This window comes from Nitrospira lenta, assembly GCF_900403705.1.
GTDB lineage: Bacteria > Nitrospirota > Nitrospiria > Nitrospirales > Nitrospiraceae > Nitrospira_D > Nitrospira_D lenta.
In genome coordinates this window covers 99,471-122,961 of sequence record NZ_OUNR01000021.1, presented here as the reverse complement: position 1 = coordinate 122,961, position 23,491 = coordinate 99,471, and the positions used below count along the sequence as shown (strand labels likewise).

The 23,491-nt window shown below is 58.2% G+C and carries 27 protein-coding genes; all 27 read left to right on the top strand.

Features of this window, described 5'->3' with window-relative positions:
- The first annotated feature begins 55 nt into the window (after nucleotides 1-55).
- Entirely contained in the window at nucleotides 56-514 is a 459-nt protein-coding gene (nusB, locus tag NITLEN_RS17050) for a transcription antitermination factor NusB (RefSeq protein ID WP_121990843.1), read from the top strand.
- A complete protein-coding gene (gene purB, locus NITLEN_RS17045) occupies nucleotides 511-1,824 on the top strand; it encodes an adenylosuccinate lyase (protein ID WP_121990842.1) in 1,314 nt (437 codons plus the stop codon). Before nusB ends, purB begins: the two co-directional genes overlap by 4 nt.
- Entirely contained in the window at nucleotides 1,821-2,612 is a 792-nt protein-coding gene (locus NITLEN_RS17040) for a chlorite dismutase family protein (RefSeq protein WP_121990841.1), read from the top strand. Before purB ends, NITLEN_RS17040 begins: the two co-directional genes overlap by 4 nt.
- 14 nt (nucleotides 2,613-2,626) lie before the next feature.
- The gene (locus tag NITLEN_RS17035; protein ID WP_181416957.1) at nucleotides 2,627-3,415 is read left to right on the top strand and encodes a chlorite dismutase family protein; all 789 of its coding nucleotides are present in this window, start codon (nucleotides 2,627-2,629) and stop codon (nucleotides 3,413-3,415) included.
- A 23-nt stretch (nucleotides 3,416-3,438) separates the two neighbouring features.
- The gene (gene purC / locus NITLEN_RS17030; RefSeq protein WP_121990839.1) at nucleotides 3,439-4,143 is read left to right on the top strand and encodes a phosphoribosylaminoimidazolesuccinocarboxamide synthase; all 705 of its coding nucleotides are present in this window, start codon (nucleotides 3,439-3,441) and stop codon (nucleotides 4,141-4,143) included.
- A 152-nt stretch (nucleotides 4,144-4,295) separates the two neighbouring features.
- Nucleotides 4,296-4,514 carry a hypothetical protein gene (locus tag NITLEN_RS17025; protein WP_146216238.1) on the top strand — a complete coding sequence of 73 codons (219 nt, stop codon included), beginning with the start codon at nucleotides 4,296-4,298 and terminating at the stop codon, nucleotides 4,512-4,514.
- Between the two features lie 148 nt (nucleotides 4,515-4,662).
- Nucleotides 4,663-4,902: a phosphoribosylformylglycinamidine synthase subunit PurS gene (gene purS, locus NITLEN_RS17020; protein ID WP_121990868.1), complete on the top strand. Its 240-nt coding sequence runs from the start codon at nucleotides 4,663-4,665 to the stop codon at nucleotides 4,900-4,902.
- A 2-nt stretch (nucleotides 4,903-4,904) separates the two neighbouring features.
- Nucleotides 4,905-5,603 carry a phosphoribosylformylglycinamidine synthase subunit PurQ gene (purQ, locus tag NITLEN_RS17015; protein ID WP_121990837.1) on the top strand — a complete coding sequence of 233 codons (699 nt, stop codon included), beginning with the start codon at nucleotides 4,905-4,907 and terminating at the stop codon, nucleotides 5,601-5,603.
- Nucleotides 5,604-5,669: 66 nt separating this feature from the next.
- Nucleotides 5,670-7,910 (top strand): phosphoribosylformylglycinamidine synthase subunit PurL, encoded by a 2,241-nt coding sequence (gene purL, locus NITLEN_RS17010; protein WP_121990836.1) that lies wholly within the window; start codon nucleotides 5,670-5,672, stop codon nucleotides 7,908-7,910.
- Nucleotides 7,911-7,926: 16 nt separating this feature from the next.
- The gene (gene purF, locus NITLEN_RS17005) at nucleotides 7,927-9,375 is read left to right on the top strand and encodes an amidophosphoribosyltransferase (protein ID WP_121990867.1); all 1,449 of its coding nucleotides are present in this window, start codon (nucleotides 7,927-7,929) and stop codon (nucleotides 9,373-9,375) included.
- Nucleotides 9,376-9,418: 43 nt separating this feature from the next.
- The gene (locus tag NITLEN_RS17000) at nucleotides 9,419-9,739 is read left to right on the top strand and encodes a PilZ domain-containing protein (protein ID WP_121990835.1); all 321 of its coding nucleotides are present in this window, start codon (nucleotides 9,419-9,421) and stop codon (nucleotides 9,737-9,739) included.
- A 487-nt stretch (nucleotides 9,740-10,226) separates the two neighbouring features.
- Entirely contained in the window at nucleotides 10,227-10,565 is a 339-nt protein-coding gene (locus tag NITLEN_RS16990) for a PqqD family protein (RefSeq protein ID WP_121990833.1), read from the top strand.
- Nucleotides 10,566-11,123: 558 nt separating this feature from the next.
- Entirely contained in the window at nucleotides 11,124-11,465 is a 342-nt protein-coding gene (locus NITLEN_RS16985) for a PqqD family protein (protein ID WP_181416956.1), read from the top strand.
- Nucleotides 11,466-11,573: 108 nt separating this feature from the next.
- Complete coding sequence (locus tag NITLEN_RS18605; protein ID WP_281267845.1) at nucleotides 11,574-11,705, top strand: hypothetical protein; 132 nt, start codon at nucleotides 11,574-11,576, stop codon at nucleotides 11,703-11,705.
- A gap of 108 nt (nucleotides 11,706-11,813) precedes the next feature.
- On the top strand, nucleotides 11,814-12,827 hold the full coding sequence (locus tag NITLEN_RS16980; protein WP_121990831.1) for a hypothetical protein: 1,014 nt from the start codon (nucleotides 11,814-11,816) through the stop codon (nucleotides 12,825-12,827).
- Nucleotides 12,824-14,053 (top strand): nucleotidyltransferase domain-containing protein, encoded by a 1,230-nt coding sequence (locus NITLEN_RS16975; RefSeq protein ID WP_121990830.1) that lies wholly within the window; start codon nucleotides 12,824-12,826, stop codon nucleotides 14,051-14,053. Before NITLEN_RS16980 ends, NITLEN_RS16975 begins: the two co-directional genes overlap by 4 nt.
- A gap of 189 nt (nucleotides 14,054-14,242) precedes the next feature.
- A complete protein-coding gene (locus tag NITLEN_RS16970; protein ID WP_121990829.1) occupies nucleotides 14,243-14,719 on the top strand; it encodes a lasso peptide biosynthesis B2 protein in 477 nt (158 codons plus the stop codon).
- Nucleotides 14,720-14,745: 26 nt separating this feature from the next.
- Complete coding sequence (locus tag NITLEN_RS16965; protein ID WP_121990828.1) at nucleotides 14,746-16,557, top strand: ABC transporter ATP-binding protein; 1,812 nt, start codon at nucleotides 14,746-14,748, stop codon at nucleotides 16,555-16,557.
- 325 nt (nucleotides 16,558-16,882) lie between these two features.
- The gene (locus tag NITLEN_RS18260) at nucleotides 16,883-17,875 is read left to right on the top strand and encodes an ATP-grasp domain-containing protein (protein ID WP_181416954.1); all 993 of its coding nucleotides are present in this window, start codon (nucleotides 16,883-16,885) and stop codon (nucleotides 17,873-17,875) included.
- Complete coding sequence (locus NITLEN_RS16960; RefSeq protein WP_181416952.1) at nucleotides 17,799-18,698, top strand: ATP-grasp domain-containing protein; 900 nt, start codon at nucleotides 17,799-17,801, stop codon at nucleotides 18,696-18,698. The genes NITLEN_RS18260 and NITLEN_RS16960 overlap by 77 nt, the downstream gene beginning before the upstream one ends.
- A 41-nt stretch (nucleotides 18,699-18,739) precedes the next feature.
- Nucleotides 18,740-19,198: a PqqD family protein gene (locus NITLEN_RS16955; RefSeq protein WP_181416951.1), complete on the top strand. Its 459-nt coding sequence runs from the start codon at nucleotides 18,740-18,742 to the stop codon at nucleotides 19,196-19,198.
- A gap of 6 nt (nucleotides 19,199-19,204) precedes the next feature.
- Nucleotides 19,205-19,342: a hypothetical protein gene (locus NITLEN_RS18255; protein ID WP_181416949.1), complete on the top strand. Its 138-nt coding sequence runs from the start codon at nucleotides 19,205-19,207 to the stop codon at nucleotides 19,340-19,342.
- 211 nt (nucleotides 19,343-19,553) lie between these two features.
- Entirely contained in the window at nucleotides 19,554-19,688 is a 135-nt protein-coding gene (locus tag NITLEN_RS18600; RefSeq protein ID WP_281267844.1) for a hypothetical protein, read from the top strand.
- A gap of 115 nt (nucleotides 19,689-19,803) precedes the next feature.
- Nucleotides 19,804-20,880, top strand: coding sequence for a sterol desaturase family protein (locus tag NITLEN_RS16950; protein ID WP_121990825.1), 1,077 nt, complete (start codon nucleotides 19,804-19,806; stop codon nucleotides 20,878-20,880).
- Nucleotides 20,881-20,952: 72 nt separating this feature from the next.
- A complete protein-coding gene (locus NITLEN_RS18250; RefSeq protein ID WP_181416948.1) occupies nucleotides 20,953-21,117 on the top strand; it encodes a hypothetical protein in 165 nt (54 codons plus the stop codon).
- Nucleotides 21,110-22,144 (top strand): sterol desaturase family protein, encoded by a 1,035-nt coding sequence (locus NITLEN_RS16945; RefSeq protein ID WP_121990824.1) that lies wholly within the window; start codon nucleotides 21,110-21,112, stop codon nucleotides 22,142-22,144. Before NITLEN_RS18250 ends, NITLEN_RS16945 begins: the two co-directional genes overlap by 8 nt.
- Before the next feature lie 2 nt (nucleotides 22,145-22,146).
- Nucleotides 22,147-23,403 (top strand): nucleotidyltransferase family protein, encoded by a 1,257-nt coding sequence (locus tag NITLEN_RS16940; RefSeq protein ID WP_121990823.1) that lies wholly within the window; start codon nucleotides 22,147-22,149, stop codon nucleotides 23,401-23,403.
- Nucleotides 23,404-23,491 lie beyond the last annotated feature (88 nt).

Below are 23,491 nucleotides of genomic sequence, written 5' to 3'. Positions count from 1 at the left end.
ATGCCGACGCGGCACCCCGGCCCAAGCGGACCGTACGAAAGAAAAGCAGCTAGTTATGGGATCACGCCATGAAGCGCGCGAACGGGCGCTCCAGATTTTGTTTCAGTACGATATTCACGGCAAGCCGGGCCTGTGGCTCGATGAGTTCTGGAAGCCGCTCACGGCCGATGCTGACACGAAAGCCTTTGCCGAACGGCTGGTGGCGGGTGTGCTGGAGAAGAAACGAGATCTCGATGCCCTGCTGGCCACGTATGCGACGAATTGGAAAGTGAGCCGCATGCCGATCGTGGATCGGAATATTTTGCGCGCCGGGCTCTATGAGTTGATGTGGATGGACGACGTGCCGGCGAATGTGACCATGGATGAGGCGATCGAGCTGGCCAAGAGTTTCGGCGACGAGGAAGCCTCGAAGTTTGTGAACGGTGTGCTGGATAAGGTGCTGGCGACGGAGGGGCGGCTGGCTGAGAAGCGGGCGACTCCCGAGAAGCCGGTGTGGAGGAGGACAGGCGCGTGATCGAGCGGTATACCCGTCCCAGGATGAAAGCCATCTGGGACCTCAAACACAAGTATGAAATCTGGCTGGAAGTGGAGCTACAGGCCTGTGCCGCATTCGAGAAGGCCGGGCAGGCGCCGCGTGGGACATCCGCGAAGATCCGCAAGAAGGCGAAGATCAATGTGGCCCGGATCGCCCAGATTGAAAAAGTCACCAAGCACGATATCATCGCCTTCCTCGAATCGCTGACGGACACCGTCGGGCCTGAGCACCGGTTCCTGCACATGGGCCTCACGTCATCGGACATTGTCGATACGTCGCTTGCGGTGCAGATGACGGAGGCGCTCGATATTATTCTCGAAGGCCTTGACGGTTTGATCGAGGTATTGAAGCAGCAGGCGATGCGTCACAAGATGACGGTGATGGTCGGCCGCTCGCACGGCATTCACGGCGAGCCGATCTCCTTCGGGTTCAAGCTCGCCATCTGGTACGAGGAGATGTGCCGGCATCGGGATCGGCTGCGCGCGGTGCGGCCGGAAATCGCCGTCGGCAAATTATCCGGGGCAATGGGAACGTTCGCGCATCAAGGGCCGGAGATCGAAGAGTTTGTCTGCGCCAAGATGGGCCTGCAACCGGACCCGGTGTCGAATCAAGTGGTGCAACGCGACCGCCATGCCTCCTACGCGACAGCGCTCGCATTGCTGGCGGCCAGTATTGAAAAGATCGCTACGGAAATTCGCCATCTCCAGCGGACGGAAGTGCTCGAAGCCGAGGAGTTCTTTTCCGAAGGGCAGAAAGGGTCGTCGGCGATGCCGCACAAGCGGAACCCGATCGTCTCGGAGAATCTCTGCGGGCTTGCTCGGATCGTGCGGGCGAACAGCCTGGCGGCGATGGAGGATGTGGCGCTCTGGCATGAGCGGGATATCAGCCATTCATCGGTCGAGCGGATCATCATGCCCGACAGCACGATTCTCATGGATTACATGCTGGCGAAAGTCACCGACCTCATCAAGAATCTTTTAGTCTATCCCGCCAATATGCAGCGGAATCTCGATCTGACCGGCGGGTTGGTCTATTCCCAACGGCTCTTGCTCACACTGGTCGAAAAAGGGGCGCAGCGCAAAGAGTCGTACGAAGCGGTACAGCGAAATGCCATGGCCTCGTGGAAGGGCGCCGGCGGGCTTCAGAGCCTGGTCGAGAAGGACCCCTTCATCTCCCAGCACCTCAAGAAGAGCGAGATTGCCGCCTGCTTCAATCCCAAATATTATCTGCGCCATCTCGATCAGATCTATCGCCGCGTGTTCGGCCGCAAGAAGGAGAGATCGAGATGATTGCGAGCGTTTGCCGCAGCCTGTTTCTCGTCCTCGTTGTTCTTGGCCTATCGGCGGGGCCCTCCGTTGCGGCGGACCGAGATAAAATGATGGTCGAGCCTGGCGTCTACGGGACCTTTGCTGTTTTCCGGGTAGACAGTAGCTGGTGGCGATTGGAGCGGTCGGTGCGAATTTCTGGGCTGGCGCATGCCAAGGGCGTAGTCGAGCGGCATCAGGCGCGGGTCGCGATCGACGCGTATCTGATGCGGGGCTTGTCCGATCAAGGCGATTTTATGCTTCGGGTGCATGCCACGGATCTTCAGCATACGCAGGATTTTCTGGTTGAGTTTATGAGCACCATCTTTGGCCAATTTGCGACGAATACCGTGACGATGAAGGGTGTGACCAAGAAACCGAATTATACTGCAGCGTTTCCCGACGACGTGAAGTCCACATTGCAAACCTTGTCCGACCCGCTGCCGAAACCCTTTACTATTGTGATTCCGATCCGAAAGGATGCGGAATGGTGGGGGCTGGAGCCAGAGCAGCGTGGAGGGCTTATGAAAGAGCATGTTGATGCGGCGACGGCCTATATCAAAGCGGTGCGGCGGAAGGTGTATCACTCAAAGGGGCTTGAGGATTTCGACTTTCTCGCCTACTTTGAAACGGGGAAACTCGAAGAGTTCAATGATTTAATGGTCAGTCTCGAAAAGGTCAAAGAGTCCCGGTATAGCCGTCCCGTGAATCATCCCGTGCTCATAGGGGTGACGAAGTCGTTGGGCGAGGTGTTGCAGGTATTTGGCCGCTAATGAAAGGAACGGCAATGCGTCATCGCTGGGAGCTGCCGGTGGCAGCGATGGTTCTGAGTGTGTGTTGGTGGTTTGTTGGAACCAGCCATGCGGCTGATCGTGAGAAGTTGCTGAGTGAGCCCGGTGTCTATGGCACGTTTGCCGCGTTTCGCATCGAGACCGATTGGGGCAAGCTGGATCAGGCCACGAGGATCGCCAATCTCACCTCGTTCAGAGGGGTGGTGGAGCAGCATCGGGAGAAGCTGGCCATCGATAGCTATCTTCTGCGAGGCCTCTCGGATCATGCCGACTTTATGTTGCGGGTGCATGGCACGGAATTGAAGGATACCCAGCAGTTTTTGGTGGACCTGCAGAACAGCGCCTTTGGCCGGTATCTTACCAGCGTGGTGCTGCTCAGTGGCCTTACGAAGAAGCCCAACTACGTGCCGGGATTTCCTGAGCAGTTGAAGGCGGATCTCAAAGGTCCCAGTGAATCGGGGCCCTATGTCATGGTGCTTCCAATCCGCAAAGACACGGAGTGGTGGTCGCTTTCTCAAGAGAAGCGCGCCGCGATGATGCAGGAACACACCGAAGCGGCGTTACCGTATCAGAAGACGGTCAAGCGGAAGCTGTATCATTCCACAGGTCTCGACGACGTCGATTTCATCACCTACTTTGAGACCGCCAAGCCGGAAGAGTTCCATGCCCTGATCCTGGCATTGAATAAGGTGAAGGAAGCCAGGCACAACCGGCGCATGGGCAACTCGACGCTGGTGGGCACAGTGCGGTCGCTGGATCAGCTGATTGAAGTGTTGGCGCAATAGGGCGTGAAGAGCGAGGGAATTGTATGACGACAGGAACGTTGCTCTACGAAGGCAAGGCCAAGAAGATTTTTACCGCCGAGCGGGCCGACGAAGTGGTGCACTACTTCAAGGATGATGCGACCGCGTTCAACGCGCAGAAGCGTGGTACGATCGTCGACAAGGGCATCATCAATAATAAGGTGTCGGAGCGGTTGTTCACGCTGCTGGAGGCGGAAGGCATCCGGACCCACTTTGTGAAGCGGCTCAGCGATCGGGAAATGCTCACGAAGAAGGTGACCATTGTCCCGGTGGAAGTGGTGGTGCGGAACATTATTGCCGGGAGTTTGGCCAAGCGCCTGGGGCTGAAGGAAGGCGATCCCATTCAGCCGGCCATCGTGGAGTTTTATTATAAGGACGATGCCCTCGGCGATCCGCTCGTGAACGACGATCATTTGCGGTTGATGAATATCGCGACGCCTGCCTTGCTGAAGGATCTGCGGGATCTGGGGCATAAGATCAACGCGGTGCTGAAGCCGTTCTTTGCCGAACGGCAGATGCAGCTCGTGGATTTCAAGCTGGAGTTTGGCGTATTCCACAACAAGCTGGTCCTGGCCGATGAGATTTCTCCTGACACCTGCCGTCTCTGGGATATGACGACCGGCGATTCGATGGACAAGGACCGGTTCCGCAAAGACATGGGGAAGATCGAAGAGGCGTATCAGGAAGTGCAGAAACGGGTGTGTGGCTGAGACGGGGTTACTACGCTTCTTGCTCGCGCCCCGCGCATCTCGGACTCAATTGGAAACGAGATTGTGGGGGATGTTCGGTGCATGCGCGCAGGGAAGCGCAGCAACCCCGTCTCACCCGTGAAGGGTAAGAGGAGAGAAAAGGGGAGAAGAGTGTGAGACGCTTCGTGATGTTTGTGCGTGACAACGGCCCTATTATTTCCCTTGGGATTGGGACGACGTGTGTCGCGGCCTTTGCATTGCTGACTGAATCGACGTTGCATAAGTTGGGATTTCTGGCGCTGGTGTTGTTGGGCGTGGGGCTGATGGCGGGCATCATCTGGGCCAGGAAGCATATAACGGAGTTGTCGAAGCCGCCGGATACAGGGGCGTGAGGATGGATTTGGTCAGACGCGCTGTTTTTGCTCGCTGACCGCGCACGCGGGATCAATGAGAGGGAAGATAATGGCGGTGCTCGGTCAATGCGCGCAGTCAAACAGCGCGTCTGACCGAATCCGTGAGAGAGAAGAAGAGAGGGATGGTATGAAGGCTAAGATTCATGTGACGTTGAAGCAGGGGATTCTGGATCCGCAGGGGAAGGCGATTGAGCATGCGCTTGATTCGCTCGGGTTCAAGAATGCGGCGAATGTGCGGGTGGGCAAGTACATGGAAGTGGACGTGCAGGAAACGGATAAGGCCAAAGCCGACGCGCAGGTGAAGCAGATGTGCGAAAAGCTGCTGGCCAACACCATCATCGAAGAATATCGCTACGAATTGGTCTAGCCATGAATGTTGGAGTCATCGTTTTTCCAGGTAGTAACTGTGATCACGATTGCCGGCACGTGTTTCAGGATGTGCTGGGCCAATCGGTGCGGATGATCTGGCACAAGGAGACGTCGCTCGCGGGAATCGATGCGGTGATTCTTCCCGGCGGGTTTTCCTATGGCGACTATCTCCGCACGGGTGCGATTGCGCGCTTCTCGCCGGTGATGGGCGCCGTGAAGGCGTTCGCCAAGGACGGCGGGGCGGTCATCGGCATCTGCAACGGGTTTCAGATTCTGCTCGAAGCCGGTCTATTGCCCGGGGCGATGTTGCGGAACAGATCGCTCCACTTCATCTGCAAGGATGTGCACGTGAAGGTGGAGAACGCGGCCACGGCCTTTACGGAGGCCTGCGAGTCTGGTCAGGTGTTGAAAATTCCCGTCGCCCATGCGGACGGCAATTACTACACCGACCCGGTGACGTTGGCGGCGATGCAGGCGAATGCCCAGATCGTGTTGCGCTATTGCACGCCGGAGGGAAAGGTGACGCCGGAGGCGAACCCCAATGGGTCGCTGGACAACATCGCCGGGATCATCAATCCGGAAGGCAACGTGCTGGGGATGATGCCGCATCCGGAGCGTTGTGCGGAGGATGTGTTGGGGAACCGGGATGGGAAGCTGATTTTTCTGTCGCTGCTCAAAGCGATGAAGGTGAAGGTCTGAACCGGCACCGCGAATGGCGTGCAGTAAGTCTCTGACGAGTTGATGGCCAAATAGAGGAATGGGTCGATGTCGCTTGTTATTACGAAAGAACTGATCGCTCAACACAATCTTACTGACGACGAGTTCAAGAAGATCGTCGAGATTTTGGGGCGGGAGCCGAATCTGACGGAACTCGGCATGTTTTCCGTCATGTGGTCGGAACATTGCTCCTATAAGTCGTCGCGCGTGCATTTGAAGAAGCTGCCTACGACGGGGCCGCGCGTCATTCAGGGCCCCGGCGAGAATGCCGGCGTGGTGGATATTGGCGACGGACTCTGCGTGGTCTTTAAGATGGAGTCGCACAACCATCCGTCGTTCATCGAGCCCTATCAGGGCGCGGCGACCGGTGTGGGCGGGATTCTGCGCGATGTGTTTACGATGGGGGCGCGGCCGATTGCCCTGCTGGATTCACTGCGCTTCGGCGGACTGGATACGGCGAAGAATCGCCACATCGTGAAAGGCGTCGTCGCGGGCATCGCCGGTTACGGCAATTGCATGGGCGTGCCGACGGTGGGCGGCGAAGTCGTGTTCAACGATATCTATTCGCTCAATCCGCTGGTGAATGCGTTCTGTCTCGGTGTCGCGCAGAAGGACAAGATTTTCCTCGGGACCGCAGCCGGCGTCGGCAATCCGGTCATCTACTTCGGGTCGAAGACAGGGCGCGACGGGATCCATGGCGCGACGATGGCGTCCGATTCCTTCGATGACCAATCGGAAAAGAAGCGGCCGACCGTGCAAGTGGGCGATCCGTTCCAAGAAAAGCTGCTGCTGGAAGCCTGTCTCGAACTGATGGCGGGCGATCTCCTCGTCGGCATTCAGGACATGGGCGCGGCCGGGCTGACAAGTTCGTCCTGCGAAATGGCGTCGCGGGCCGGGAATGGCATTGATCTGGATCTGACCCATGTGCCGCGCCGCGAGCCCGGCATGACGCCCTATGAGCTCATGCTGTCTGAGTCGCAAGAGCGCATGCTGATGGTAGCCAAAGCCGGTAAGGAAGAGGAGTGCATCCGGATCTGTAAGAAGTGGGATCTGGATGTGGCGGTGGTTGGCAAGGTGACGGGCGACGGCATTCTGCGCGTGTTCGATCAGGGCAAAGTCGTCGCGGAGATTCCGGCGAAGTCGCTGGCCGATGACGGGCCGCGCTATGAGCGTCCCTATTCGCCGCCCGGCTATCAGGACATGCTCACGAATCTGAATTACGACGCCTTGCCCGACGTGAAAGATGCGAATGCGGCTTTGCTGGCGCTGTTGGAATCGCCGACGATCGCGAGCAAGCGCTGGGTCTACGAGCAGTACGACCACATGGTGCGGACGAATACGATGGTGCGACCGGGCTCGGATGCCGCCGTGGTGCGCATTAAGGGCACGAACAAAGCGGTGGCGATGACGGTGGATTGCAACAGCCGGTATTGCCTGCTCAACCCTTATGAAGGCGCGCGGCTGGCGGTGGCGGAAGCGGCGCGGAATCTGGCCTGTTCCGGTGCGGAACCGATCGGGCTGACGGACTGCCTAAATTTCGGCAACCCCGAACGGCCGGACATCATGTGGCAGTTTGTGATGGCGATCGAGGGGATGAAGGATGCCTGTGAGCATTTCAAGATCCCGATCGTCAGCGGCAATGTCAGTTTCTATAACGAGACCAATGGGCTCTCGATCTATCCCACGCCGATGCTGGGGATGGTGGGACTCATCGAGTCCGTCGATCAGACGATGACGCAATGGTTCCGGGAGGACGGCGACGATATCATTCTGCTCGGGGCGACGCGTGAAGATCTGGGCGGATCGGAATATCTGAAGGTGCAGCATTCTCGCGAACAGGGCTCGCCGCCGTATCTCAATCTGGAGACGGAACAGGCGGTGCAGCGTTGTGTGTTGCAGCTAATTCGTGCCGGGCTTGTTCAGTCTGCCCATGATTGTTCCGATGGAGGGTTAGCCGTTGCGCTCGCCGAGTGCTGCATGTCGGGACCGGGTCAGACGCACGGCGCTGTGGTACGATTAACGCCTGGCCGTCAGAGGATCGATTCAATGTTGTTCGGAGAAAGCCAGTCACGGATTGTCGTGTCAGCCAAGCCCGAGAAGCGGCAGGCCATTCTTGATCAGGCCCAGCAGATGGGAGTCCCGGCGGGAGTGGTCGGGGCGGTGGGGGGCGCGGCGCTGGTCATGTATGTGGGAGACGAGCGGTCGACGACGAAGACGATCGATCTGCCGGTCGCGACCATTGCCGATCGCTGGGGCCTTTCGCTGGAACGGAGATTGAGCCAGGAATAAGCTGGTTCGTATGATTATGCACAAAGAACTTCCCATCATTTCGCCGGACAAGTTTCATGACGAATGCGCTGTGTTCGGCATTTACGGCCACGAAGAGGCCGCGAATCTGACCTACCTGGGACTCTATGCGCTGCAGCATCGCGGGCAGGAAGCGTCGGGTATCGTGTCCGGCGACGGCGATCAGTTTTATATCCAGAAGGGGATGGGGCTGGTTGCGGATATCTATAATAAGACGACGCTGGAGAAATTGCCGGGACGGATGGCCATCGGCCACAATCGGTACTCCACGGCAGGCGGGAACGATCTGAAAAATGTCCAGCCTTTCAATGTCAACTTCGCCTTCGGCAATCTGGCGCTGGCGCACAACGGCAATCTGATCAACGCTCAGGTTTTGCGCAACGAGCTTGAAGCCTACGGCGCGATCTTTCAATCCACGTCCGATACCGAAGTCATCATCCATCTGATCGCCCATTCACGCGCCAGCACGTTTCTAGCGCGTGTGATGGATGCCTTGAATCAGGTGCGGGGCGCGTTCTCGCTGGTCTTGATGACGGATAACGGGTTGATCGCGGTGCGCGATCCGCATGGCCTGCGGCCGCTGTGCTTGGGGCGTGTGCGCGGAAGTTGGGTCGTGGCATCGGAAACCTGCGCGTTCGACCTGCTGGATGCCGAGTACATTCGCGAAATCGAGCCGGGTGAATTGGTGGTTTTGAGCGATCAGGGGATCGACAGCCACCGGCCGTTCCCCAAAGTCGATCCGGCCATGTGTGTATTTGAGTATGTCTACTTTGCCAGACCGGATAGCCGAATCTATGGTGCGAACGCGGTCTATTCGACGCGGAAGGCGTTGGGCCGTCGATTGGCCAAAGAATCCTGGGTGGATGCGGATATCGTGATTCCCGTGCCGGACTCCGGTGTGCCTGCGGCTCTGGGTTATAGCGAGGGCGGGGGGATTCCTTTCGAGACGGGGTTGATTCGCAATCACTATGTCGGTCGCACCTTCATCGAGCCGGAACAGTCCATCCGTCACTTCGGCGTGAAGGTCAAGCTGAACGCGGTGCCTGAAGTGCTGACGGGCAAACGGGTCGTAGTGGTCGACGATTCGCTCGTCCGCGGGACGACGAGCCGGAAGATCGTGAAGATGCTGCGGAACGCCGGCGCCAAAGAAGTCCATATGCGAATCAGTTCCCCGCCGATCGTCTCGCCGTGTTTCTATGGCATCGATACGCCGACGAAAAAAGAGCTGATTGCGTCGAATCATTCCACCGAGGAAATCCGCAAATACATTACCGCGGATTCGCTGGCCTATTTGAGTCTAGACGGCATGCTGCAATCGGCGCCGGGCGTCCCGGCTCAATATTGCAATGCCTGCTTCACTGAAAAATACCCGATTGCCTTTACGCGTGCCGAAGAAATGCAGCTTGGGTTATTTGGACCATCGGCCGATGTGAAGAAGGTGATGTAGTCGGTCACTGTGTCACCCGCGCCTCACAGGAGAGTGGTTCGTTATGCATGAACGCGGCCGACCAAGGATTGAAGTGGACTATCCCGTCACGCTGAGCGGCGAGGGGGGCGACGGAACCGGGACGATGACGAATCTCACCATTACCGGTGGAGAGATCGAATCGGATCTCTCCGCTGCAATCGGCGCTCATTTTCGTGTGCACATTCATTTGTCCGGCGCACGGAACCCTATCGACATTGCGATTGCAACGGTTCGCTGGCAACGAGACCATCGGTTTGGCGTGGAGTTTGTCCGGTTCGAAAGCAACGCCAAAGCGCAATTGGAAGAGATGCTGAATCAGAGCGACACCGCGTCGTCTTTATAAACAGATTACATTTCCTGCGCGTGCAGCTGCCTCTCCCGTAAGATTCTCCTCGTTGTTCTCTCCCGAAATCCACTTCCTGCTTCAATTTGAATCGTCGTGAGCGTGCCGATTCTCGGCAGCCCCTCACGAATTCGCCTGATCTATTCATGCAAAAGCGACCAGTGTGTGGGGCTGTCCAATCCCTCTTTAGAGGGGGTGATGTGATGGACTCAACTTAGGATACTCTCTGGTCTTCTCAGACTGATTATTTCCTAAGTGATGGTATCGTCATCTCCACGCTGGTGAGGAGGCATTCTGTCTATGGTCTTCAGGTGTCAGTCTCGTCCGCTAGCTGTCTTTGCCAGATGCGTATTCATGTGGAGCCTCGGTCAGTTTAAGCTGAGAAATCTTGTTCTTATCCATGCTGAGTATGTAGCGTTTCTGCCCAAGGACGGCGGGTACAGGATTCGTCTGCCAGACTCGTTTGGAATCGATACAGGAATGGCCTATGTCTGAGCCTGCAATCCCATCGTCATCTTCTGAATCAGTACCAGTGCTTGATCCGACAGCTTTGGACGGGACTGTCTTGCGAGCCTGTCCCGATGTGCAGGGCACAACGATGGACGGGGAGACGGTATTGCTGGATCTGAGGACCGGGCGGTACTACACATTGAACCGATTGGGTAGCGTCATCTGGGAGCACTGTACGGGAACTCAGACTATTCGTGAGGTCCACGCAGTGCTTTGTGACCGATTTGACGTTGCGCCGGAACGAGCACTCGACGATCTTCTGGCGTTAGCCAATGAGTTGATTAAGGAAGGGTTACTTGAACAAGAAAGGAGGTGAAGAACAAATGGAACAAAAGAAAGAGCAGTATGTTCAGCCGGTGGTTGTGAAGCACGAGTTGCTGCGCGACATTACGGCGGGGCAGTCTGGCAACGTGTGCAGGGACTGCGATAAGTAGTCGCGGTCTGAAAGGCTGGCCGATTCGTGAGGATCGACCAGCCTTTCTTTTTCAGCCTCGCTCTCGTTGCTATTCCGGGTATGTGCGCGTCTCGGCGCTCCCCTCTGGTTCATGTCTCGTGGCTTCTTTCTCTTCCGATTTATGTCTAATCCCAGAGTTTTCGGGTGCGCGAGACTGGGCCTTCTCGCTTATTCGCATGACCCTTAAAACTAGAAATCGCTGCTCTCGATGCACGCGGTCTTGTTCCTGGCCCCTACGAAGGAAGGGTGCCGTGACCGGCCTTTGGCGGTATAGGCAGGAACCCAGTGTCAGGCTACCTTTCTTGAAGACGCCGATGCGGTCTGGGCGGGCCAGGCGGAGACCGGCGCAGAAATGAGACGCCGGGTAAGCGGCTGGCAAGAGAGGGGCATACGGACATGACTGACCGAGGAGGAGAACCCATGGCCGACTGTGTATCTACGATGACAGTGCCCGGTACGACAGGGACTTCGATCGACCGGAGGGAGCTCGATCGCATCGGTTTGCGGTCGAGTCCTGATGTGCAAGGTACGACGATGGACGGAGAAACCGTTCTTTTGAACCTCAGCAGCGGACGGTACTACACGTTGAACCGATTAGGGAGCGTGATCTGGGAGCATTGCACCGGACAGAACACGATTGCCGATATTCATGCGGCGATCTGCGATCGGTTTGATGTCGTGCCGTCACGTGCTCTTGATGACCTTATCGATCTGATCAATGAATTGATCCAGGAAGGGCTACTGCAACAGGAAAGGAGGTAACGAACAGATGGGGCAAACGTAAGCGCTGTACGTTCAGCAGATGGTCTCAATAAGCAGCAAGTATCTGAGAATTTCGTCGGTATTCAACATTGAGGAGGTAACGGAACCATGGAACAAAAGAAAGAGTCATACGTTCAGCCGATGGTGGTGAAGCACGAAATGCTGCGTGACATTACGGCGGGTCAATCCGGCTACAATTGCGAAGACCGGAAGGATCGCCGGTGGTGGAATAACGACTAACCCGAGGGGCTGGCTCGCTGAATGAGCGGGCCAGCTCGGCTCACTCTTGCGGACGGACGGTAGAAGAAAATATGTCGGTTGAATCTCAAGGACATGGTAGAAACGAGTATGACTGAGTATTGCTATTCGCTGTACGGCACGGCGGTCAGGTACGAGGCGGATGTGCCGGTTCTGGCTGACCCGGTGAACGAGCTGCTGCGGCATTTCCGCCGTGATGATGGACTCGAATCCGGCCCGGCTCTGGCCCTGCGGTTTCATCAGGTGAAGGATCGGGAATCGGTCCCGCTCACAATATCCGCATCGGTTCGGCAACTGGCGTCCGGTACGGGTGAAGCTGTCGGGGATCGGCGGGCCACCGGATTACCCTATCGCGTGCTGCTGGATCAGGGGATCTTGATCGCGGAGTTTGATGGGATCGGGGTGTTGGTGATCGACGGCGCGCAGAGTCGGGCCGACGGGTATTTGATCAATCCCGACCGCCTGCCCTCCAATCTCATTGAATATTTGTTTCACCTGGCGCTGATTGAATTGCTGCGGCGAGGCGGGCTCTATACGATCCATGCGACGGCCTTGGAACACAACGGGCGTGCGATCTTGATTCCCGGCAACAGCGGACGCGGCAAGACGACGTCGTTTATCTCCTTGCTCCGGTCCGGCTATCGCTATCTGTCGGACGATCATCCGCTTCTGCAGGACTCCGGGGCGCATGTGGAGGTGTTGCCGTTCCCGATTAAGATCAATGTCACGGATGCCACGGTGCAGTTCTTTCCGGAGCTGCGGTCGGCGTCTGAGCAGGTGCTCCATCCGGGAGTGCCCAAGCGATTTTTTTATGCCGAAGATCTCTATCCGACGGCGGTCGGGGAGCGCTGCTCTCCGGCTATGGTGCTCTTCCCTCATGTCGTGGATGCGCCTCAGAGCCACCTTGAGTTGCTTCCCAAGAGCCGGGCCTTGGAAGCGCTCTTACCGCAAGCCTTGCTGGTCTACGATCAGGAGGTCGCCAGACGTGAATTTAAGGTGTTGGCGAAACTCGTACAGCAAGTCGACTGCTACCGCTTGCATTTCGGTCGCGATATTCTGGATTTGCCGAAACTGATCACTCCGTTGCTGGAAAAGGGACGATGACGATGACGGCTGCGCGGCAGTTTCCATGGTCGCCAGAAGCGGAACTGCTGATTTGGTGCGCCCGCACGTGCGTCACTGAGGAGCTGCGCGCGCAGATCTGCGCGCGCGTCCAGGAGCCTCTGGATTGGGGGCTGATACTGGACCTTGCCGCGTATCACGGGGTGCTTCCATTACTCTACCGGAGTCTATCGACGAGCTGCCCTGCTCTTGTGCCGGCCGAGATATTGACGAAGCTGCGCCAGAAAACGCAAGCCTGTGCCTTGCTGAATCGCTCGCTTGCGCAGGAACTTGGGCGCTTGTGTGACGCGTTTGCCGCGGATCATGTCCCGGTTGTGCCGATCAAAGGCGCGACCTTGGCGCTATCCGCCTATGGAGATCTGGCGCTTCGCGATTTCAGCGATCTCGATCTCCTGATTCCAGAATCTGCGATCGGGGCCGCGCAAGCGGTGTTGTACGCTCAGGGATATGAGCGGAAAGACCCTTCGACCGACCCTGCGGAAGCCGAGCACGAAGAAGGGCCCTATCATGTGTTTGTCAAGAAGCGCAGCCTGTTTCGAGTCGATCTTCAGTGGATCATGGCGCATCAACACTTTGCCTTTCACATGGATCGTCCGGAGTTCTGGGCACATCGGTCGCCTGTGATGCTGGGGAATTCGACGGTTCACGCGTTGGCGCCGGAGGAACTGCTGATCCTTCTTTGCGTGCATGGGTCGAAGCATGCCTGGGAGCTGCTCAAGTGGGTCTGCGATGTTGCTGAAGTGCTCCGCTCACATCCGGGTCTTGATTGGGAGCGGATCTTTTCCCATGCGGAGGCCTGGCGGTGTCAACGGCTGGTGTACATTGGCCTGGCGCTGGCCCAGCGGGTGTTGGATGCGCCGATTCCTGAAGCCGTCCGTGCTCGCTATTCGGCCGACGCCGACATCCGGATGTTCTCCGAGCGTATGCCGGCTAGTCTCTTGGCGAGTCCTCGAAACGGCATCAGTGAGGAGCAGGCGGCGGCTTTCTACTTCATGTTGAAAGACACCTGGTGGGAACGATGGCGATTTGGTCTGGTGTTGTGTCGGGACGGCGCCTCAGTTGTGGCGAATCCGCCAAGCTGGTTTTCCCAGGGTAGGGGGCTCGCAAGATTATCGCACCTCGTTCGGCCGTGCCAGCAAGCGGTGAGGAATCTGGTGCCATCTTCAATCCGGGGTGCACTCAATCGATGGGTGGAGCACGGAGGCTGAGGGGCTCATCCAGCCCATTCCTTCCAAGCCACCCCATCTCCGCGCGCGCCGAAACTTGGCGGCCAGGCCCAGAACATCCGGCGCACCCCCACTCGTGGTCTTGGCCACTGGCGTGTATGTGGGGAGAATGGGCGAGTGACCCAGGGGGCGGATGCAGGAATTGTCCAGACGACTTGTTACACTGAGCCCATGATGAAACGAGTCGTGAGAAAATATCGGATGGTACTGCAGGTGGCTGCGGTGGTGTCCTGGATTCGTCTTCGGCTGCGTGGGGAGAGTCTGCCGGCGGTGCTGAAGCGGCTGAACCCAGGCGCTCTGTCCGGGAGGCCTGATCCGGCGAGGTTCGAAGACCTGGTTTACTATGTGGATTGCTGGCTCCGACTCTTTCCCTACAATGCGAAAGGGAATTGCTTTCCCCGGTCGTTGGCCTTGTATTGGTTCGCTACGCGATCGGGTTACCCGGTGTCATTTCACTGCGGGGTGCGAAAGGACGGGGCCGGCCTTGACGGCCATGCTTGGTTGATGCTGGATCGTCAGCCGTTTCACGAGCCCGGCCAGCATTGGCAGCGTTTTACCGTCACCTATTCGTTCCCTCCCGATCAGCCGGTCAACGCTGATCTGGTCTCGCCGATGCGCCCCCGGAATGGGACGACGGCGGCCATCTGACATGGGAACCTGCGCCACTGATCTCCATGAATAGTCTGCTGCTCCGCATACGTCCTTTCCTTCAGACGCTTCGGTATGCCCTGGCGTTTGTCTGGCAGAGCAGCCCGAGCCTTGCGGTCGGCAGTATTGCCGTACGGGTGGTCCAGGGGCTGCTTCCCTTGGCCGTGCTGTATCTGACGAAACTGTTGATCGATGCGGTGACGGAGGGGCTCAAGGTTCCCTCGCAAGAGGCCTCGTTGACCCCCATCGCAACGATTCTCGCGGGCCTGGCGGGGGCCGCTGTGATCAGTGCCATGCTCACTGTGGGCGCCTCTCTGATTTCCCGGATTCACGCCCAAGTCGTCACCGATCATATGCATGCGCTACTGCAAGCCAAGTCGGTTGAGGTGGACCTCGAGTATTACGAGAATGCGCGCTACCAAGATACGCTGCATCGGGCGCAGCAGGAAGCGCCGTATCGTCCCACCGCGATTCTCAACGCGCTCTTGCAATGTTTTCAGGATGGCATCTCGCTGTTGGCGATGGCGGGTATTCTGTGGTGGTTGCATTGGGCGGTTATTCCGGTCCTGGCCCTGACGGCGATTCCGTATTTCTTTGTCCGCCTGCAGCAGGCCAACCGGCTGTTTGCATGGGAGCGTGAGCGGACGCCGTTGGAGCGGAAGGCCTGGTACGTGAATATGCTGCTGACGCAGGCCACCGCGGCCAAAGAGGTGCGTCTGTTCGATCTCGGCCCCCGGTTGCAGAAATGGTTCCGCGAGGCGCGAACGGTGCTGCGGCAAGAGCGGATCGCTCTAGAGCGGCGATGGGCGCTTGCTGGGTTGGCGGCGCAGATTGTGGGGGTGATAGGAGTTTTCGGGGTCTACAGTTTCGTCGCGGTGCGGACATTTCATGGGCTCCTGACCGTGGGCGACCTGGTCATGTTCTTTCAGGCTATTCAGCGAGCCTCGGGGTTCCTTGAAGGGTTGGGCTGGAGTGTGTCGAATTTGTATGAGAGCAATCTCTTTCTGACGACGCTGAATGAATTCCTGGCGATTCGTTCGAAATTGCCTCAAGCGGTCCGGCCCCGGCCGTTTCCTGCCTCACTCGGGCAGGGGATTACGTTCGAGCAGGTCTCGTTTCAATATCCCCATGAAGAACGGGTGGCGGTCCGCGACTTCACGTTTACGATCAAACCCGGTGAGCATGTGGCCTTCGTCGGAGCCAACGGCGCTGGGAAGACCACGTTGGTGAAATTGTTGTGCCGTCTTTACGATCCCACGAGCGGCCGGATTACGATCGACGGGACGGATCTTCGCGACTATGCCATCGGCGATGTCCGCGGGGCGGTCAGCGGGATTTTTCAGGATTTTGTGAAGTTTCAGTTTTCCGCCAAGGACAACATTGCGTTGGGAGTGAACGCGTCGGAGGTTGCGCTTCCGGTGGTGGCGCAGGCGGCCAAGCAAGCCGGGGTCCATGAGGCCATCGAGCGTTTGCCCAAGGGCTATGAGTCCTTGCTGGGTAAGTTGTTCGACGGGGGGCATGAGTTGAGCATCGGGGAGTGGCAGAAGGTGGCGCTGGCGAGAGCGATTCTCCGCAATTCTCAAGTCCTGATTCTCGACGAACCGACCAGTGCCATGGACGCGAAGGCGGAAGCGGAACTGTTCGAACGGTTCCACGAACTCGCGCAAGGACGGACGGCCATCTTAATCAGCCATCGGTTGTCCACCGTCAAAATGGCCGACCGGATTTTCGTGATAGATCGAGGTCAGATCGTGGAACAGGGCACTCATGACGATCTCATGGGCCGCCAAGGTCTCTATGCCTCGTTATTCCTCACGCAAGCGCAGCACTATCAGTAGCCTCTTCACTCCGATCGCTCCGTTCTCCTGCCACAACTGAACCGTCGAGCTTGCCCTGTCGCGCCTGGTGACCGGCTGACCGGCCAGTATGTTCATTTACAATACGCTGTGCAGGTTGAATCCCGCGAGCTGCTGTTTGCCTTTCCGGGCAAGCCTTCCTGGGCACGTAGCGCTACCTACATACTTACGTATGGAGGCCCCCCCCGCTTTTAGTGATCTAGGCAGAACCTGAGGCCGCGGGTACTCTTCTCACAGGCGTGGCGCACCGCACTGCTTCCCAAGCAGGCATTCTGCAGCTGTACGCGCCGGAGAGGAGTTATCTGGGATGATTCTCATTCTTGCCGATTCAACCGATCCTTGGGCCACGCTTGTCCATCGGGAAGCCCAACGGACGGGTGGTGAGGTCTGCTGGGTTGAGCCCTTGCGGCTGTTGGATCAGGTGCTCCTCAATTGGCCGGTCGCAGCCGGGGAGTCGGTTGTTCCCGGATCGCTGGACCTCGACGGCCGAACGATGCCTCTCGATGACCTGACTGGGATCTTTGCCCGGCTCCCGTTTCCTCTCCGTTTGGATCTTGAGGGGCTATCGGATTTAGATGCCGGATACGTGACGAAGGAGGCCACCGCTGCCTGGTTGGCCTTCTTGAATGGCATGCCCTGCTCCGTGATCAACCGACCGGTTCCGGGCGGCAGACCCACGCTTCTTTCGGGAAGCCCGCTGCTGGCGAAGATCGCTCAGGATCATGGGGTGCTCTTTCCGGCCTCCCGCTGTACGTCAAGTCAGGCCGATGCCCTGCAACAATTCAAGGCATGGGGCGAGTCGGCCTATCTCAAGCCCCTCGGGTCAACGGAGCCGGGTCAGTTCCTGCAATCGCACGATGGGGTTGAGCAGATCAGGCAGGTGATGGAACAGCAGGCCGTATCACTCCAAATGGTTCCGCTCGGACAGCAGGCAACAGTCTACGTGGTGGGAGAGCACGTGGCCGCTACGGTGCTTCGTCCCGGTGAGGCGGTGTCTAAGCCGATGGAGGTGCTGTCGGCTCACGCCACGCAGTGCCTTCGTCTCGTGCGCGCGTTGGGGTTGGTCTTCGCCGAGTGTCAGATCGTGATCACCCCCGATGGAGACAGCTATTGCCTCGATGTCAGCAGCGCGCCGAATTTCTGGCGCTGTCCGCAGGATGCCCAGCAGCAGATTGTGGCGCATCTGTTCGAACATCTTTCCGAACGGAGGAGTCTTTCGCAGCATGATTCTTCTCATGGGGCCGATGGCCGATCCAGTACTCGCGAACGTTTGCGCCCGACTCGCAGTCCGGAACGCTGATCTCATGCTGGTCCATCCGGAATCGGAAGGACAGGATTGGGACGTATCCTGGTCGACGGAAGACGGGAGCGCCGCGGGGCGCATTCGTTTCGGCCAGCGGGTCGTCGATACCGCAAGCATCGAGGCGGTGTATCTCCGTGGAGTCGGCGCCCGGTCAGCCTCAACGCCGCATGAGCGCATGGTGTCGACGGCGTTGTGGGAGTTCGCCGAAAGCCTTCCGGTCCTGGTTGTGAACCGGCGCCAGGCATCGCATACGAACATGTCCAAGCCCTATCAGCAGCAGTTGATTGAACCGTATGGCTTTCGGGTTCCGAAGACGCTGATCACGATGGTGCCGGAGGAAGCGCGCCGTTTCTACGACGCCTGTCAGGGGCGCGTCATCTACAAATCCATCAGCGCGGAGCGATCGATCGTGAGGCCGCTCACGCCGGCTGATTTTCCTCGCTTGGAACAGATCCGGAGCTGCCCGGTGCAATTACAAGAGACCATTACCGGTGCTGATGTGCGTGTCCACACGGTGGGGGATCGCCTGTTCGCGACGGAAGTGTTGTCGGACGGGGCGGATTATCGGTATGCCGAGCGCGAAGACAAGCAACGCACGATGCGGGCGGTCGAATTGGAGGAAAGCGTTCAGACCCGCTGCCGCAATCTTGCCAAGGGACTGGGATTGAGCTTGAGTGGGATCGATCTTCGGCGGACACCGGAGGGGGCCTACTACTGTTTTGAAGTCAATACCAGCCCGGCGTTTCCCTTTTTCGAGAACTATACGGGGCAGCGAATCGGCGATGCCTTGGCCGATTTGCTTTGTGCCGGACGAGCGTAATGCGTGTGGAAAGGTCGAGTCACAACGAAGGGAGCGTCATCATGGGAAGACAGCCGTTTATCACCGCCGATTTGAGGCCGGATATGACCGTGGAGTCCGATCCCGGACATACGTCACCGGCGGGTTCCTCGACGACCGCGCAACTGGCCGAAGCGGCTCGTGCCGTATTGTCTGAAGCAGAACAGCAGCAGATTGAACGGGGGAGGCAGGATACTCGGCAGGACCTCCTGTCGGCGGTGCCGCGCCCCAATCCGGATGTCCAGGGAACAACGCTGGATGGCGAGACGGTGTTACTCCACTTGGGGACCGGGCGCTACTACACCTTGAATCGAGTGGGAACGGCGATGTGGGACGCTTGCACGGGAACGCAGTCGCTCCAGGCCATCCACACCATCTTGTGTGGGCGGTTTGACGCTCCGTCGGAGCGGATTGCCGATGATCTGTTCGCCCTCGTGACTCATCTGAACCACGAGGGACTTTTAACAATAGAAAGGAGGTGAAGAAGCATGGAACAACAGAAGAAGGAGTCATACGAAGAGCCCGTATTGATTGCGCACGAATTGTTGCGCGATGTGACGGGTGGCGCGTCCGGCGTGTCCGGCGGGCAGTGCCAGAGCACGTCGGCTCTCAATTGCGTCCTATAGTCTTGACCTATGACGGCATAGGGAGGAAGCGCGCAGTGTGGATGGGTTGGCCGGTTGAAATAAGCCGGCCAACCCATCTTGACCGGACGAGGTGTGAGCGTTGAGGCCGATCGAGGAGTCCGGCCGGGGATGACAAAAGCGATGCGGATACGCTCTCGTGTTGCCGTAAGGACACGAGGGACTTTTAACAATAGAAAGGAGGTGAAGAAGCATGGAACAACAGAAGAAGGAGTCATACGCAGAGCCCGTATTGATCGCGCACGAATTGTTGCGCGATGTGACGGGTGGCGCGTCCGGCGTGAAGAACCCGACGCCGAAGGCCGGCAGCGAAGGCCCAGCCATCTAATGTGGCTGTAGCCGTGTCTGTGGGCTGGCTGGCTGATGCCGGCCAGCCCACAGGTAGCACTGGGTGGTGGACGAGTAATGGAATTGTTCAGTGGGGTCAGAACATCTAGAGGGTGATGGTGATTGACGCCGTACGATGGTTTCTAGAGCGCGTGGCGGAATATTCCTTATCTGCCGTCTCTTCCTGGGACCGCTTCACGGCGGCAATTGGACAAATTCTCGGAACGTTCACCAAGCTCACGAACGGCCTGGCCTGGCCCTATCTGCTTGCCAGTCTGACGATCGCCGGGGTGGCGTACTCTGTGTCCAAGCAGAGCGGGCTGTCGTCTGCGCCATCTTTCAAGGCCTTTCTGTTTCCTCGGGGTGTGTACGGTCATCCTTCTGCAATGTTGGACTACCGATTCTATCTCGTGAGCACATTGCTCAATGTGTTGCTGTTTTTTCCCATGTTGATCGGTGTTGGGGTCATCGTCGAGAAGATGGGGAGCGCGGTCTTGGTCGGCTATCTCGGGTGGGCGCCTCCTACGACCTTGTCCGTACCCCTGCTGTTCACCGCCGCGCTGGGTTTCTATCTGCTGTTTGATTTCATGAGTTATTGGGCGCATGTGTTACTCCACAAGGTCCCGCTCTTGTGGGCCTTTCACCAGGTCCATCATTCGGCTGATGTGTTGACGCCGATTTCAGCGTACCGCGCGCATCCATTGGAGTTTTTCGTAACGACGCTACTGCGTGCGCCGGTGATCGGGTTGGCCTTTGTCTTTTACGAGCATCTCTCGCCGCAGGATTTGGCCGTCACGACGATTTTCGGTATCAGCCTCGTGGGGTTTGTCTATGGACTCTCCGGATTTCACTTGCATCATTCGCATCTGCCAATTTCCTATGGCCCCTTGCTGAACCGCGTGGTGATCTCTCCGATCGTACATCAGGCGCATCACAGTCTCGATCCGCGACATCATGGAAAGAATTTCGGCGTGAAATTTGCGCTGTGGGACTGGTTGTTCGGGACGCTCTGCGTGCCGGATCGGCAGGAACCACTTCGCTTCGGGCTTGTCGACATAAAGAAGGACGATTTTGCAACGGTTGGGAAGCTGTATGTCGGGCCGCTTCAACGCGCCGGAGGGCTCATTCGGCGAAGCCTCGCTTCCGGCCCACGCACTCGCGCTCAGGATGTTGTGCGTTCCGAGGGCCTCTAGTGGTGGGAAGGAGTTGAAGAAGAATGGAACAACAGAAGAAGGAAGGGTGCTCTGAACCGGTGTCGGTCGCGCATGAATTACTGCGCGATGCGGCGGGGGCGAGTACCGGGAGTCGTGCCAGAAGGCGGCGGATGCCGCTTGCGTCAGCTCGTGTTGACCGATGACGGCAGCGGGGAGGATGCGCAGTTGAACGGTCCCATTGCCGCAAGGATGGAAGTCGGTGTCCCTCATGATTGAGACGTTCATCTGGTTTGTCGATCGGGTTGGAGAGTATCTTTTTGCGTCGTTCCTCTCCTGGCCGAGTTTTCTCGCCGCTGTCGGACAGATTCCTCAGGTCTTCATCAATTTCTCATACGGATTGGCCTGGCCGTATCTCCTTTCCAACGTGGCTCTCGCCTGGGGGATCTATGCCTTCGCGAAGAGAGCAGGCCGATTGACAGGCGTATCCTTTCAAGAATTTGCCTTTCCCGCTCGGCTGTATCGCCATCGGTCGACTCTGCTGGATTTTCGGTTTGCGGCCATCGACATCGTGCTGACGTTTCTTCTCTATGTCCCCATCATGACAGGGATCGGATTGCTGGGAGTCAAAGGGATATCGTGGGTATTGGTTGGGCATCTGGGATGGGAGCCCCCGCGTTCTCTTTCTCCGACGGCCATCGTCATTGCGGCCGCCGGGTTTCTCCTGCTGCAGGACCTGATTAACTATTGGACGCATGTGTTGTTCCACAAGGTGCCGGCGCTGTGGGTGTTTCATCGGGTGCATCATTCGGCCGAGGTGCTGACCCCTGCGACCGCGTATCGAGTCCATCCGGTGGAGCTCATCGGTTTCGCGATGCTACGGGCCCCGGTCGTCGGGTTCTCCGCGGTTTTCTATGAGAACATTCTTGGCCGTGACCAGCAGATCACGATGATCTTCGGCGTGAGTATCGTCGGGTTTGTGCTCGGGCTGTTGGGTACGCATTTGCGCCATTCGCATATCTGGTTTTCCTATGGCTCGGTAGTCAATCGGCTGTTCATGAGCCCGGCCCACCATCAGATCCATCACAGTGTCGATCCGCGCCATTGGAATAAGAATTTCGGGGGGAAGCTGTCGATCTGGGACAGCTTGTTCGGCACGCACTATCACCCTGGGGATCCTGAGGTTCTGCGGGTCGGGCTGCTTGATGCGCCGCCGCGCGAGTTTGAGACGGTTCGGAGCCTGTACGTCAGGCCGTTGGCCAGCTCTGTTCACGTGCTGACTCGGTTCCTTGAGAGGAGGGCCTAGCGATGAAACTGTCTCTCCGACATACGACCAATGAGGAGACACCTTTTTCTGCGGCTGATGGCTGGGTGAATCCGGTGCGTTTCCGTGAGGCTCAATTTCTCATCTGGTGCGCCCGGGCGGCGGTACCGGAGTCTCTTCGTCGACGAATTCTCGATGTCGCACAATCCGGTTTGAACTGGCCGTTACTGCTGGAATTGGCCAAGAGCCATGGGGTCGAATCTCTGCTGGCCAGGACGCTGACCGAACTGTGCGCCGACCTGGTTCCTTCGGCGGATTTGGATGCGCTTCGTGGACGGGTCGAGGCGGCGGCTGCCGCGAATCGAGCCGGAGCGGTTGATCTGCTTCAGTTGTCACGCGCCTTTCATGCGGCCGGGGTTTCGGCGCTTCCTTTTCGGGGGGTCGGCTTGGCCGCTATGATCTATGGGGATTTCACACTCTGTACTCCCGCCGATCTGGTTATGCTGGTGCGCCGGAATCAACGTGAGGCTGCACATCGCGTGGTGGTGTCACTGGGGTATTCTCTGCGAGGAGGTGCGAGTGAGCCCCCCGCCGATGCCGGTGCGCGTGAGCGGCCGCCGGTCTACCTTCATGGCACCACGTCGCGTCAGATCGAATTGCTGTGGGCGGTAAACCCTGCGTGGGTGATCTTTCCCATTGATCGGCCGGAGGTGTGGGGATGGGCCAGGTCGGTTTCGCTGGACGGCCGGACGATCAAGGGGCTGGCTCCTGAGGAAGCGGTACTCGTACTTTGTGTGCACGGCGCGCATCAGGCGTGGGAGCAACTCAGCCTGGTGACGGAGGCAGCCGGACTGATCTGTGCCCGGCGGTTGAATTGGAAACGAGTGGTCACGACTGCGCTGGAATGGAAATGTTATCGGGTGCTGCTGCTCGGCCTGGCGCTGGCGCATCGAGTCATGGACGTACCGATCCCTCCGCAGATCCTGAGCCTGATTGAGGTCGATGCCGATGTTGTATGCTTGGCCCGGCGTATGCCGAAAAGCCTACTTCTGCAGCAGCGAGAGGGACTCGATCAGCACGATGTCGGCGCGTTGCTGTTTACGCTTCAGGATGATTGGAAGGCGCGGTGGCGATACGGGATTGCGTTGTGTCGCAGTCATGATCCCATTGTTCAGACGCTGCCGGATTGGTGTCGCGGGCGCCGGTCGTTGCACTGGCTCGCGTGCGGAGTGAGTCCTGTGCATACGCTTTCGCGATGGTGCTCGCCTCCGGCGTCGATCCGTCACCTATTCCATCGGTGAGTTGAGCCGCCACCCCATGCGTGGGACTGTCGTGGGGACGTCGGAACTGCGGGCTGCCGTTGCTCCAGAAAAATTCTGCATGGTAGGA

What these genes read in the sequence shown, in the direction of transcription:
- nusB (WP_121990843.1), top strand. Translation starts at nt 56, where the DNA reads ATGGGATCACGCCATGAAGCGCGCGAACGGGCGCTCCAGATTTTGTTT.
- NITLEN_RS17040 (WP_121990841.1), top strand. Translation starts at nt 1,821, where the DNA reads ATGATTGCGAGCGTTTGCCGCAGCCTGTTTCTCGTCCTCGTTGTTCTT.
- NITLEN_RS17035 (WP_181416957.1), top strand. Translation starts at nt 2,627, where the DNA reads ATGCGTCATCGCTGGGAGCTGCCGGTGGCAGCGATGGTTCTGAGTGTG.
- purC (WP_121990839.1), top strand. Translation starts at nt 3,439, where the DNA reads ATGACGACAGGAACGTTGCTCTACGAAGGCAAGGCCAAGAAGATTTTT.
- purS (WP_121990868.1), top strand. Translation starts at nt 4,663, where the DNA reads ATGAAGGCTAAGATTCATGTGACGTTGAAGCAGGGGATTCTGGATCCG.
- purQ (WP_121990837.1), top strand. Translation starts at nt 4,905, where the DNA reads ATGAATGTTGGAGTCATCGTTTTTCCAGGTAGTAACTGTGATCACGAT.
- purL (WP_121990836.1), top strand. Translation starts at nt 5,670, where the DNA reads ATGTCGCTTGTTATTACGAAAGAACTGATCGCTCAACACAATCTTACT.
- purF (WP_121990867.1), top strand. Translation starts at nt 7,927, where the DNA reads ATGCACAAAGAACTTCCCATCATTTCGCCGGACAAGTTTCATGACGAA.
- NITLEN_RS17000 (WP_121990835.1), top strand. Translation starts at nt 9,419, where the DNA reads ATGCATGAACGCGGCCGACCAAGGATTGAAGTGGACTATCCCGTCACG.
- NITLEN_RS16990 (WP_121990833.1), top strand. Translation starts at nt 10,227, where the DNA reads ATGTCTGAGCCTGCAATCCCATCGTCATCTTCTGAATCAGTACCAGTG.
- NITLEN_RS16985 (WP_181416956.1), top strand. Translation starts at nt 11,124, where the DNA reads ATGGCCGACTGTGTATCTACGATGACAGTGCCCGGTACGACAGGGACT.
- NITLEN_RS18605 (WP_281267845.1), top strand. Translation starts at nt 11,574, where the DNA reads ATGGAACAAAAGAAAGAGTCATACGTTCAGCCGATGGTGGTGAAGCAC.
- NITLEN_RS16980 (WP_121990831.1), top strand. Translation starts at nt 11,814, where the DNA reads ATGACTGAGTATTGCTATTCGCTGTACGGCACGGCGGTCAGGTACGAG.
- NITLEN_RS16975 (WP_121990830.1), top strand. Translation starts at nt 12,824, where the DNA reads ATGACGATGACGGCTGCGCGGCAGTTTCCATGGTCGCCAGAAGCGGAA.
- NITLEN_RS16970 (WP_121990829.1), top strand. Translation starts at nt 14,243, where the DNA reads ATGATGAAACGAGTCGTGAGAAAATATCGGATGGTACTGCAGGTGGCT.
- NITLEN_RS16965 (WP_121990828.1), top strand. Translation starts at nt 14,746, where the DNA reads ATGAATAGTCTGCTGCTCCGCATACGTCCTTTCCTTCAGACGCTTCGG.
- NITLEN_RS18260 (WP_181416954.1), top strand. Translation starts at nt 16,883, where the DNA reads ATGATTCTCATTCTTGCCGATTCAACCGATCCTTGGGCCACGCTTGTC.
- NITLEN_RS16960 (WP_181416952.1), top strand. Translation starts at nt 17,799, where the DNA reads ATGATTCTTCTCATGGGGCCGATGGCCGATCCAGTACTCGCGAACGTT.
- NITLEN_RS16955 (WP_181416951.1), top strand. Translation starts at nt 18,740, where the DNA reads ATGGGAAGACAGCCGTTTATCACCGCCGATTTGAGGCCGGATATGACC.
- NITLEN_RS18255 (WP_181416949.1), top strand. Translation starts at nt 19,205, where the DNA reads ATGGAACAACAGAAGAAGGAGTCATACGAAGAGCCCGTATTGATTGCG.
- NITLEN_RS18600 (WP_281267844.1), top strand. Translation starts at nt 19,554, where the DNA reads ATGGAACAACAGAAGAAGGAGTCATACGCAGAGCCCGTATTGATCGCG.
- NITLEN_RS16950 (WP_121990825.1), top strand. Translation starts at nt 19,804, where the DNA reads ATGGTGATTGACGCCGTACGATGGTTTCTAGAGCGCGTGGCGGAATAT.
- NITLEN_RS18250 (WP_181416948.1), top strand. Translation starts at nt 20,953, where the DNA reads ATGAATTACTGCGCGATGCGGCGGGGGCGAGTACCGGGAGTCGTGCCA.
- NITLEN_RS16945 (WP_121990824.1), top strand. Translation starts at nt 21,110, where the DNA reads ATGATTGAGACGTTCATCTGGTTTGTCGATCGGGTTGGAGAGTATCTT.
- NITLEN_RS16940 (WP_121990823.1), top strand. Translation starts at nt 22,147, where the DNA reads ATGAAACTGTCTCTCCGACATACGACCAATGAGGAGACACCTTTTTCT.